Consider the following 11069-nt stretch of genomic DNA (forward strand, 5'->3'; position numbering starts at 1 on the left):
GATCCTTTATTATTTTGATTTATTGGGCGTCGAGCATGGTCTGAGCTTATCGTATCTAAAGAGCTTATAACACCTTGAGAGCAAGGGCTGCAGTGAATCAAAAGTAGGCAATGCAGTTTATGTCGAACGGGTCGGGATAAGTGGAGGGTGTTTCTAGAAACAAAAACTGCGCTTGGAAGCCAAAGCGCAGTTTTAAAATGAGGTTTATTGCAGTTCGATTTTAACGAATATAGTTCGCGTTAATACTCACGTACCAGTGTTGAAGCTTGCCATCAGATTTCTTGATCCACAAATCGTTGGTGTAGCTATCAATCTTGCCGTTAACCGTAAGGTTGAATGTGTTCTCGTCGAATTCGCCAAGCTTCACGAACTGGTCCGTGGTAATCAGGAATGGGTCCATGTCGTCTACACCAACCACATCTGAAATCACATAGTAGTGGTAAGTCAGCGGCTTGCTCGCATCATTCGGGTTGCTGCGATACGCAACAAGCTTGAATGGTTCCGTTAATGGAACGTCGAGCGTTTGCTTGTCCATGGTCGCTGGAATTGGAATAAACAGCCAAGCGGTAAACAGACCGCTCAATAAAACCATCAGGAAGAAAAGAGTCTTAATTGCTTTCATAGCAACCTTCAAAATATGGGGGATGTTAATGGGGCTATGGTAACTAGGGAGAGTAAAGATGCAAGCTCTGTTATTACCCTATCTTATCTCAGCTTAATCTAGCGCAAAGAAAGCGGTTCGGTTAACTCGAAATGTAAACACGAGTGCTTAACTCTTGATTATGGCTTAAGAGAATTCGTTATTTGAACCAATCTTGGTTTTTAACCAGTCTCTCGAAACAAGGCGAAGAACTGTCGCGAAATGACCTATATAGATGAAATTCAGTACGATAAGAATAGCGCATGAATATTTTTTGAGCGTTTTCTTATGCATTTAAATCCACGGTTAAGTGGCGAATACCATTCTTATGTCGATCACTCATTTCGTATCGATTGTTCACTTGGCTCCAATCCATTTGGCGCACCAGAAATTCCTGAACATGTGATCAAAGATATTATCTACGGTATTGATAAGTACTATTGCCACAGGGAGCTTTCGGAGCTGACTTATCTGACTCGCCAGTTTATTGGGATTGAAGATTGTCGTATTACGTACACCACGGGCTCTCTTGGGGCGCTAGAACTTATCTTCAATAAACTTATCGATCACAACAATCGCACCATGATAGGCATTGGCCCTCAGTTTGTTGAAGCAGTATCAGAGTTCACTTTGGTGGGCGGGAAGTACCAGTCCATCAACATGTTTGATTATCAAAACGAGTCGGATCTGTTCGGTGTGTTGGCATCAAAAATAAGCAGTCAAAATCCTGCCTTGGTGTATATCGATAATCCCAACAACCCAACGGGTCGAATCTACGACAGAGCTTATCTGGTCGAGATAGCGAGAGTATGTGAGCGTTCTGGCGCTATTTTGATTGTCGACGAGGCATATGGTGAATACCTGACCCCTGAGCAGTCTATGCTCGATCAGACCTTAGTCTTGGACAACTTAATAGTTTTACGAACCTTTTCTAAAGGTTTAGGGCTCGCTGGGATTCGACTCGGTTACTTAGCCAGCAGTGAAAACCTGACTTCTGCAATCGAAGCTGCGGTGAGTGTGTTTACGCCGACTTACCCCTCAATAAAAATCGCATCGGCGACCTTACCCAATGCAAAACACTTCTTAGAAATGAATCGCAGCAAAACTGAATACTTTAAGCAGCAAATGATCGGCTTGTTGTCTGAGAACAATATTGAGGTGGTTGGCACGTCAATATCGACGCCCATTATGTTGTTGAAAAAGAGAGGAACTCACCTTTCAAAGCTATTTGAGAGTATCGGTATTAAGACATGTTCGGGTGTCGATTTTGCTATTACGTGCGACGCGATGACTGAAGAGTATGTTCGATTACGAATTGTTGGCAATGATATAGATTTAGAAGCGTTAAAGCAGCGTATTAAGCAGTTATAAAAGCAACCGTTATAAAATCAGTAGGCATAAAAAAGCCCGCACCTTGCGTTTACAAAGTGCGGGCTAAATTCATCTGGCTACTTGTTTAAGTAAGCAGCGTGGAACTCAATGTGTTCATCAATAAAGCTAGAGATGAAGTAGTAGCTGTGGTCGTAACCAGGCTGCATACGTAGATCTAAATCGGCATTGGTTACCTTAGCGGCTTCGACTAATTGCTCAGGTTTAAGCTGTTCAATCAGGAAGTTATCGGCTTCACCTTGGTCGACCAACATTGGCAGTTTAGTGCCTTTGGTTTTTAGAAGCTCAGAGGCATCGTAGTGTTTCCACTCTTCAATATCCAAGCCTAGGTATTGGTTGAAGGCTTTTTGTCCCCAAGGGCATTGCATTGGGTTGGTGATTGGGCTGAATGCAGAGATAGAACGGTAGCTATCTTCGTTTTTAATGCCAATCGTTAGGGCACCATGTCCGCCCATGCTGTGACCAGAAATCGATTTTACGGATGTAACAGGGAAGAACGACTCAATTAATGCAGGGAGCTCTGTTACCACGTAATCGTACATGTGGTAATGGCTGTCCCATGGCGCTTGAGTGGCATTCACATAGAAGCCTGCACCTTGGCCGAGATCGTAATTTTCATCGTCGGCAACACCTTCGCCACGTGGGCTAGTGTCTGGTGCAACAATCGCGATGCCTTGCTCAGCCGCGGCTTTGAAAGCGCCGGCTTTTTGCATGAAGTTTTCATCGGTACAGGTTAAGCCTGACAACCAATACAAAACAGGAACTGGGTTTTCTTTGCTTGCGTTAGGTGGCAAGAAAATCGCAAAACGCATGTTGCAGTCAAGCGTTGCAGAAAAGTGGGTGTATTGTTTGTGCCAACCACCAGCAACCTTTGCTTGGCTAATGTTTTCGATTGTCATCTATTGTGCTCCGTTAGGTTGATGGTTTGGGAGTAAATTTGTCTATATAACATAAAGTTTCACCACCCACCGGGCAGGAGGTGGTGAAGACAGTTTGTTGCTATTCATTTGTAGCTGTGGCCTCGATGCTCGAAAGAATCGAGGCCAAGATGTGTTACTTATCCATGTGTAGAACAGTACGGATAGATTCACCTTTATGCATTAGGTCGAATGCTTCGTTTACGTCTTGCAGACCCATTGTATGAGTGATGAACTCTTGAAGACCAAACTCACCCGCCATGTAACGGTTTACGATTTCTGGAAGCTCAGAGCGGCCTTTAACACCACCGAAAGCAGAACCACGCCATACACGACCTGTTACTAGTTGGAATGGACGAGTTGAGATCTCTTGACCTGCGCCTGCAACACCGATGATTACAGATTCGCCCCAACCTTTGTGACAACATTCAAGCGCTTGACGCATCACGTTTACGTTACCAATACATTCGAAAGAGTACTCAACACCACCGTCTGTCATCTCAACGATAACGTCTTGGATTGGCTTGTCGTAGTTCATTGGGTTGATGCAGTCAGTCGCGCCAAGTTGTTTCGCTAGCTCGAATTTGCTCTCGTTGATGTCAACACCGATGATGCGGTTAGCACCAGCCATGCGAGCACCAATGATTGCAGAAAGACCGATACCGCCAAGGCCGAATACAGCAACGTTGTCGCCTTTTTCAACTTTAGCTGTGTTCAGTACCGCGCCCATACCTGTTGTTACACCACAACCTAGAAGACAAACTTCTTCAAGTGGTGCTTCTTTGCTTACTTTCGCTAGAGAGATTTCTGGAAGTACAGTGTACTCAGAGAAAGTAGAGCAACCCATGTAATGGAAAATTGTTTCGCCATTGATAGAGAAGCGGCTTGTACCGTCTGGCATTAGGCCTTTACCTTGCGTTTCACGAACGGCTTGGCATAGGTTAGTTTTACCAGATTTACAGAACTTACATTCGCCACATTCTGCTGTGTAAAGTGGGATAACGTGGTCGCCAATCTCAACACTTGTAACGCCTTCGCCGATCATCTCAACGATACCGCCACCTTCGTGACCAAGAATTGAAGGGAAGATACCTTCTGGATCGTCACCTGATAATGTGAATGCGTCAGTGTGACAAACACCAGTAGCAACGATGCGAACTAGAACCTCACCAGCTTTAGGAAGTTGTACATCAACTTCTTCCATTTTTAGTGGCTCGCCAGCTGCCCATGCAACCATTGCTTTTGATTTGATATGCGTTTGACCAGGTTTAATTTCGATTGTCATTGGATGTTTCCTATATGTCAGTACAGCGGATAACTGTGCAATTAAATTCAACCCGTTAAGCGTAGTTGAGCTTAATTGTTTCCGCTCTCTCGTTTTGTTGGAGCTAGTATAGGTGTGAGTTCATGTTTTGATAATCCCCTTAAATAGAAAATGATTATTACGTATTTGTAATAATAAGTATGGAGAGCTGATCTGTTTTCCCTGTGATTACTTTATTCGGATCGAGCCGGTTTTTGATGGAGGGCTACTTATTTAAATAGTCGGAATGCATAGTTGTCATTGATGTTTGAGGGGTTGTCTTATGGCGGCTTATATATTAATAACTGATTCGTACGATAGAGTCATCAATACTCATGATCATTACTAACTAATTGAATTTTAAGGATTGAAGCAATGTCGCATAAGCACTCTGTATGCGACGTTTTGTAAGATATCAGAAACAATAGTGTCATTTTTCTCACCTAATCTCCTCGCCAAATTTTGAGTTCTAACTTTTTGGGAAGAGAAAATGAAAAAGAGTACATTGACCGTACTGTCAGGCTTGATAGCAACAGCTTTGGTCGGTTGCAATTCAAGTTCGCCAAGTGATGACAGCGGCAATATGGATAGCGCAGTGCAAGTGGCGTTCATGCCTGATATCCATTTCCATGATGTTTACGGTGATTTTCAGGATGGCTCGTTCGCAGGGTTGCCGAATGCAATCAGTGGTAAGAATGCAACGATCAGAACGATGGAGTCTCAGATGAACTCTACCCGTCTATTCAACGAAAACTATTTCGCGATGATCGCAGCGCTTGATGATGTGGTTGAGCGCGGAGTGAAGTACGTAGCACTGCCGGGGGACTTCAGTGACGACGGTCAGCCAGTACATATGCGTGGATTAGTGAGCATTTTTGACCACTATCGTGACACGTACGGCCTTGAGTTTTTTGCAGCGCCTGGCAACCACGATCCAGTGAGGCCATTTACTATACCTGCGGGTAAGTCGGACTTTTTGGGAGAAGGGGGTAAGAACCAACGTATTTATAGTCGGGGTAAGGAAGAGTGTGTTGGCTATGAAGATGAGTGGACAACCATTCCCGGTGACGGCGATAACCTAGCAACCATCTGTACTGAAGAAGTGCGTGAGTGGGGCTATGAAGAGATCATGATTATCCTTGGTACTCACGGCTTCTACCCTCAGCAAGATTATCTCTACTTTGAAACCCCTTATAGCAGTGCGCAAGCTCGTACCAACTACAGCTATGAATTAGCGAAAGAAGAAGCAGCTTTTGATAAGCGCATGTACGAGATCTGTTATGAAGGAACAGGTGGTAGTTATAAAGAGAATGGCTACTCAAGTTGTTCTGAAGTGCCGGATACCAGTTACTTAGTCGAGCCAGTCAAAGGCTTGTGGCTGTTGGCCATTGACGCGAATGTTTATCGCCCTAAAGAAAATTCGTCTGATAGCTCTGTAGACGGAAACACGTTTGATGGATCAAGCAGCGCTGGCTACAACATGATGCTGACTCACAAAGAACATGTGATCGATTGGATCTCTGATGTAGTAAAAGCAGCCAAAGAGCAGAATAAGACGCTTGTTTCCTTCTCGCACTTCCCAATGACAGATTTCTACAACGGTGCCTCTGAAGAGATTGAAGATCTGTTTGGTGAAGGAAGCCATCAACTGGCTCGTGAACCAGATGACAATACTAGTCGTACACTTGCTGCAACAGGATTGAATATCCACGTTGGCGGTCATATGCACTTTAACGATACTGGTAAGAAAAGCTTCAATATCGATGGTGTTCAGCACACGCTCTTTAATATCCAAGCGCCATCGTTAGCGGGTTACATCCCAGCTTACAAGCTGCTGAACATTCGCCCTGATAACCAAATCGAAGTTGAAACTGTGGTTATCGATCAAGTTGAACGTTACAACGAACTATTTAGTCACTACGAAGAAGAGCATGAGTACTTAACAGCAAACGCAAGTAATGAGGAAGAAGAAGCTAAGATATGGGATATCAATATTCTTGATTCAAAGAGTTACTATGAACTCACCGACTGGCATATCCGTGAATTAACGCGCTTGCGTTTCCTTCCTAGTGATTGGCCAATCGAAATGCGTGAAATGATCATGCACATGAACGGTGAAGAGATGATGATCATGTCTCAACTAGAAACGCAGTTCACGGTTTGTCAATTAGCTGACAAGTTGGGTTATCCAGTTGAAGGCTGCACTGCAAATGGTGTCGTTGATGAGGAACAGTTCCAGAAAGATTGGCAGGCAGCCAAAGTAGAAGCTGAGGTTTTGGCAACTACTGAGGGGTTAAGCTTAGCTGACTTTGCAGAGTGGAGTGGTGAGCTACTAGCAACCGATTTCTACCGACTACGTAATGCAGACGAACTGGCGTTCCGTGATATCGGTGAAACACAACTACGCCAATACGAACTGCTAAGCCGCGAGCTTGCCGAGTTTGATGGCACAGTGGATTCAGAGCTAGGTGATCTTGGCCAATATACAGTGGGAGAGGTATTCCGCTCTCGTTTCGGTAGCTTGTTCGTGATTCTTGAAAAATTCGCAACAGGCCAAGCAAGTGACCACTTCTTGATTGATATCGACCAGCAAACCCTGACCGATCTTAAAGGTGAAGTGAAGCGCGATATCCTAAGAGGCTCAACGTCTGCAAATTAAGCGCTTTTGCCGATTAGATGATTAGATGATTAGATTGATGAAGGGTCTGCTAGCCACGAATTAGTGGGCTCTTTTTTTGTCTAAGCGTAGGTTTAATCGAGAATTACACCTAAGAATTTTTAAGGTGCATCATAATAATTACTTGCTGAAAATCGCATGAATCGGAAATAAAACTACAATATTCTGAGCGCCGTATTTTATTGTTGTGGACTTAAACATGCTTTTATCTCTCTCGCCTCCTGTGATGCTGTCACTTGCCATTGTATTTGAAGTTGTCGCGACTTCTCTATTGCCTAAAACGCAGCAATTTACTTCTTTGCCCGCGACTGCCGCAGTGCTAGTCGGTTATGGCTTTGCTTTCTATCTGTTGTCTCTCACGGTTCAAACTATGTCTTTAGGTGTGGCATATGCGGTTTGGTGTGGGGCAGGGATAGTGCTAGTCGCAGCGCTGTCTTGGCTGGTCTACGGGCAAAAACTCGATATCTTTGCGATCATCGGTATCGCTTTGATTTTGGTGGGCGTCGTGATTATTAACTTGTTTTCGACGTCGGTGAGTCATTAGGGGCTAACTTGCTTTTGCCCCATTGTAATCTAGACCTTTTACTCATTTACAACCTGTTCATGAGCTTTCCCCTACGAAAGGTTATCTGAAGCAATGTGTTGTCCAAGTTATATGCAAAGGCTATTTACCCCGTCATATCTGTTGGTATTGTTGAAGGTTAAAAAGAAAGAAGGCATTATTGGCCCATAAAATACGGACAGTCGACGTATAGAAAGCGTTATGAGCTTCCAAGAATAGAAGGAAAATATGGCAGTTTTAGAAATTCTGACTGCACCAGATCCAAGGCTTAAGGTCAAAGCGGAAAAGGTGCAAGATCTCTCCACGGTACAAACATTAATAGACGACATGTTGGAAACGTTATATGCGACTGACAATGGTATTGGTTTGGCTTCAACTCAAGTTGGTCGTAAAGAGGCCGTTGTTATTATTGACCTTTCCGAAAGTCGAGATGAACCATTAGTTTTGGTTAATCCTGAAGTGGTTAGCGGCTCGGATAAAACATTGGGCCAAGAAGGTTGTTTATCAGTTCCTGACTATTATGCCGACGTAGAGCGTTTTACTTCAGTTGTTGTGTCTGCTTTAGATCGCGAAGGTAAACCAATGACCATCGAAAGTGATGGGTTTCTAGCTATCGTAATGCAGCACGAAATAGATCATTTGTCGGGTAACTTGTTTATTGACTATCTTTCACCACTTAAGCGTCAAATGGCTATGAAAAAGGTTAAAAAGTACGTTAAAGCGCACTCTTAACTTCCGTCTATCAATATAGGTTATTACATCCTGTTGGCTGCGTGAGTAGCCAATGCTTTTCGAACAACAAAGTTATCTGCTTCGCTTTGTCATTTCGGTCATTAAACATTGCTTACGACAAACACATATAGAAGGTCTCTTATTGTGGTCTATCCGCAGCCAACCACTATTGGCTAGGCCATTAGACATTTATTGGTTGATAATTACGGTATGACAGAATCGCTTGGTGATCACGCGAGTTAGCCATCGTGACTAACTCAGAGCTGCCCCGAAGTTTGTTACGCTTCCAAACACGTCACAGATAATTAGCTAGTTTTGATTTACAAAAAATAATGTGTGGCAATGACCCCATTTCCTTCATTGACTCGCGAAAGGCTCTCCTATTAAGTCACTCGATTTAGATGAATGACAAACAACGTTTTGCTCATCTCTTAGAAACCAAGAAATCCATTTTCGCTTCGAGTTTAAAACGAAGCCCTCCTCAAAGCTAATTCCATTGATAATCAACCCGTCGATATTTTCATCATACGCTTTAGTGGTGAAACGCCATTCTTCACTATTTATTCGCTTTCCTTGAAGAAGAGCGTCATTGAGGCGTTGGCTCATAACGACGATGGCTAGACCTTCAGTTTCACTGATACCAAAATCTGGCTCAGAGATACGACCGACAGCAACTGGTACCTTTAAAGTGCACTCCTTTCCATCTTGAAGAGTAAATGAGTAGATTGCATCTCCTATTCGACCGTTAAGCCAAAGGAGTTGTCCTTGAGTCATGTTGTCGACAGACAGAGTTCCAAAACCACCTGTGGGAGATATAGTTTCGGCCCAGCTAGATGTTGAAACAAAGACCGATAAAAACAGATGTAGAATGGCTACTTTTTTCATGCTGAAGCCTCCACGTCGAAGTTAGTATTGGTCGATTGAGCTAACAAAGATATTAACCAAAACGGTCCTACTATCGGTATGAAAAAGACCAGTACCCAATAACTTGATTTGTTGATATCGTGCAGTCTACGAACAATTACTGAAAGCATAGGGATGAAACTTACAACGCTATAAATCGTGTCGAACCATGTTGTCATATTCATAGCAATATCTGCCGCAATGCATCCCATCGCTACTAATGTGTGTACTAAAAGAAACATCCAACATTCTTTACGGGACGAACAACCAGAAAAGTCTAAACTTCGCTTCCAAGCTAAAAAATAGTATTTCATAAATGCCACCTCAATATTTGACTGATGGTGATATTTTGCCTCGGAACAAGTGGTGTGTACGTCTCAAAACAGGTTTTAGGTCGTTCTTAAACCTGTTTTGGTCTATATTGCGTTTTCAATTGTATTTCATAGAGTTATCCTTGATATTCACTGAAAGTGAGAACTCATTTATCCATCTAGGACTTGCTATGCTTGCGATACCCGTCCCGTTCGTTGTTTCCATGTTACTTGGACTACTAGCGATATCACTTTATGCCAAGCTTTCCCAGCAGGGTAAAGTCGCTAGCATGTTTTTAGGATTATGTGCTATGACGACCGCAATGGTTGGTTTACGCTGGACATTTGGATTTAGCATTTTCAGCATCGCGCAACCTATTCTGGCCTCCATAATTCCTGTTGCTGCGTGGTATGCGTTTGCACATGCCAATCGTGATTTAGGCACCTTGCCTATTAAGCATTTTGTTGCGCCATTATTCGTCGTAATTAGCGCTGTATCTCAACCTTGGTTGGCACTTCCATTAGATGTACTACTTACTTTAATTTACGCTTGCTATGGAGTGGCACTAATTCGCTTTTCGTCAAGAGAAACAGCACTGATTAATGTCTCGTTAGGGAATTGGGAAGGAGTAAAGAAAGCGGAGAATATTGCGGGATGGATGCTGATATTTTCAGCGTGTGTAGACACGCTCATGTCGTTAGATTTTACTTTTAATCAAGGTGGATTTTCACTGTACATCATTACTGCGGCACATTTGACTCTTCTACCCGTGTTATCGATAGCTGTAGTTGTCGTGGGTATTAATACGCCTGTTTCAGATGAGTTAAAATCTAAACAAATCAGTCACAATGACGAGACAAGCAGTTCCCAGGTAATGACCAGTGAGAGGGCTCACGAGATCACTTCTCTGTTAGACTCCAAAATCCGACAAGACAGACTTTACTTAGACCCTGAGCTAACCCTTTCAAAACTGACACGAAAGTTAGGCATACCAGCAAAACAAATTTCAATTGCAGTTAATCAGGTACACGAAAAGAATATTTCTAAGATCATAAATGGGTATCGCATAGAACATGCCAAGCACTCCTTGGATTTGTCACAAGATACTATTACGCAAATATTCATGAATTCTGGTTTTCAGACCAAGTCTAACTTTAATCGTGAGTTTTCAAGAGTCGTGGGAATGACCCCAAGTGAATACCGTAAAAGTAAAGCTCAACAGTCTAAGTAAGATTCACTATTAATATTGAATATCTAAGAGCCAACTTTGCCGTACATGAAGTAATTCATAATTTGCTAAATTAGCAGGTTCGCTAACTTGGAAATGCCCCATTGTGTGTTCACTTCGATGAGTGAACTACATCGGCAATCTATTTTTACAATACATAAACTAATGGTTAGGAAAAGGCCCGACACATTTTCTTTCTTCACTCTAGGTAGTCAGCATATTTAGATAGTATGGACAATAGGATAGAGTCAGACCATACTCCAGTCAAAAAGCTCATCGAAGCGATTCAAGATCTTTAAAGGTTACGGAGACTGAATAAGAGTCAATTTGATTGTTGGTTACTCTGTGACCGGGGGGAGGTGAGAGTGCACGAGGGGTCAGCGTTTTTGAATGAACTCTTCAATAC

Annotated in this window: 10 protein-coding genes; 5 read left to right on the forward strand and 5 right to left on the reverse strand. The window is 43.0% G+C overall.

The window, feature by feature from the left end:
* Positions 1-220: 220 nt before the first annotated feature.
* Entirely contained in the window at positions 221-622 is a 402-nt protein-coding gene (locus AB6E51_RS02695) for a hypothetical protein (protein ID WP_017061631.1), read from the reverse strand.
* Between the two features lie 306 nt (positions 623-928).
* Between AB6E51_RS02695 and AB6E51_RS02700 the strand changes: the two genes are divergently transcribed.
* Entirely contained in the window at positions 929-2011 is a 1083-nt protein-coding gene (locus tag AB6E51_RS02700) for a pyridoxal phosphate-dependent aminotransferase (protein WP_017061632.1), read from the forward strand.
* 77 nt (positions 2012-2088) lie between these two features.
* Here AB6E51_RS02700 and fghA read toward each other — a convergent pair whose 3' ends face one another.
* Positions 2089-2928 (reverse strand): S-formylglutathione hydrolase, encoded by an 840-nt coding sequence (gene fghA, locus AB6E51_RS02705; protein ID WP_017061633.1) that lies wholly within the window; start codon positions 2926-2928, stop codon positions 2089-2091.
* Between the two features lie 154 nt (positions 2929-3082).
* Positions 3083-4231 (reverse strand): S-(hydroxymethyl)glutathione dehydrogenase/class III alcohol dehydrogenase, encoded by a 1149-nt coding sequence (locus tag AB6E51_RS02710; RefSeq protein ID WP_017061634.1) that lies wholly within the window; start codon positions 4229-4231, stop codon positions 3083-3085.
* A gap of 508 nt (positions 4232-4739) precedes the next feature.
* Here AB6E51_RS02710 and AB6E51_RS02715 point away from each other — a divergent pair.
* The 3 genes from AB6E51_RS02715 (at position 4740) to def (ending at position 8220) form a co-directional block, all read left to right on the forward strand.
* The gene (locus AB6E51_RS02715) at positions 4740-6908 is read left to right on the forward strand and encodes a metallophosphoesterase (RefSeq protein ID WP_372057763.1); all 2169 of its coding nucleotides are present in this window, start codon (positions 4740-4742) and stop codon (positions 6906-6908) included.
* A 217-nt stretch (positions 6909-7125) separates the two neighbouring features.
* A complete protein-coding gene (locus AB6E51_RS02720; protein WP_065584843.1) occupies positions 7126-7470 on the forward strand; it encodes a multidrug efflux SMR transporter in 345 nt (114 codons plus the stop codon).
* Between the two features lie 246 nt (positions 7471-7716).
* The gene (def, locus tag AB6E51_RS02725) at positions 7717-8220 is read left to right on the forward strand and encodes a peptide deformylase (RefSeq protein WP_372057764.1); all 504 of its coding nucleotides are present in this window, start codon (positions 7717-7719) and stop codon (positions 8218-8220) included.
* Positions 8221-8577: 357 nt separating this feature from the next.
* Here def and AB6E51_RS02730 read toward each other — a convergent pair whose 3' ends face one another.
* On the reverse strand, positions 8578-9105 hold the full coding sequence (locus AB6E51_RS02730; protein WP_065584844.1) for a hypothetical protein: 528 nt from the start codon (positions 9103-9105) through the stop codon (positions 8578-8580).
* A complete protein-coding gene (locus AB6E51_RS02735) occupies positions 9102-9437 on the reverse strand; it encodes a DUF805 domain-containing protein (RefSeq protein ID WP_065584845.1) in 336 nt (111 codons plus the stop codon). The genes AB6E51_RS02730 and AB6E51_RS02735 overlap by 4 nt, the downstream gene beginning before the upstream one ends.
* Positions 9438-9625: 188 nt before the next feature.
* Between AB6E51_RS02735 and AB6E51_RS02740 the strand changes: the two genes are divergently transcribed.
* Positions 9626-10666: an AraC family transcriptional regulator gene (locus AB6E51_RS02740; protein ID WP_065584846.1), complete on the forward strand. Its 1041-nt coding sequence runs from the start codon at positions 9626-9628 to the stop codon at positions 10664-10666.
* Positions 10667-11069 lie beyond the last annotated feature (403 nt).

This window comes from Vibrio sp. 10N.247.311.47 (assembly GCF_041467535.1).
In the GTDB taxonomy this organism is placed as follows: domain Bacteria; phylum Pseudomonadota; class Gammaproteobacteria; order Enterobacterales; family Vibrionaceae; genus Vibrio; species Vibrio crassostreae_C.

Excerpts from the sequence above, each read along its gene's own strand:
- AB6E51_RS02695 (WP_017061631.1), bottom strand. The coding sequence starts at position 622 with ATGAAAGCAATTAAGACTCTTTTCTTCCTGATGGTTTTATTGAGCGGT.
- AB6E51_RS02700 (WP_017061632.1), top strand. The coding sequence starts at position 929 with ATGCATTTAAATCCACGGTTAAGTGGCGAATACCATTCTTATGTCGAT.
- fghA (WP_017061633.1), bottom strand. The coding sequence starts at position 2,928 with ATGACAATCGAAAACATTAGCCAAGCAAAGGTTGCTGGTGGTTGGCAC.
- AB6E51_RS02710 (WP_017061634.1), bottom strand. The coding sequence starts at position 4,231 with ATGACAATCGAAATTAAACCTGGTCAAACGCATATCAAATCAAAAGCA.
- AB6E51_RS02715 (WP_372057763.1), top strand. The coding sequence starts at position 4,740 with ATGAAAAAGAGTACATTGACCGTACTGTCAGGCTTGATAGCAACAGCT.
- AB6E51_RS02720 (WP_065584843.1), top strand. The coding sequence starts at position 7,126 with ATGCTTTTATCTCTCTCGCCTCCTGTGATGCTGTCACTTGCCATTGTA.
- def (WP_372057764.1), top strand. The coding sequence starts at position 7,717 with ATGGCAGTTTTAGAAATTCTGACTGCACCAGATCCAAGGCTTAAGGTC.
- AB6E51_RS02730 (WP_065584844.1), bottom strand. The coding sequence starts at position 9,105 with ATGAAAAAAGTAGCCATTCTACATCTGTTTTTATCGGTCTTTGTTTCA.
- AB6E51_RS02735 (WP_065584845.1), bottom strand. The coding sequence starts at position 9,437 with ATGAAATACTATTTTTTAGCTTGGAAGCGAAGTTTAGACTTTTCTGGT.
- AB6E51_RS02740 (WP_065584846.1), top strand. The coding sequence starts at position 9,626 with ATGCTTGCGATACCCGTCCCGTTCGTTGTTTCCATGTTACTTGGACTA.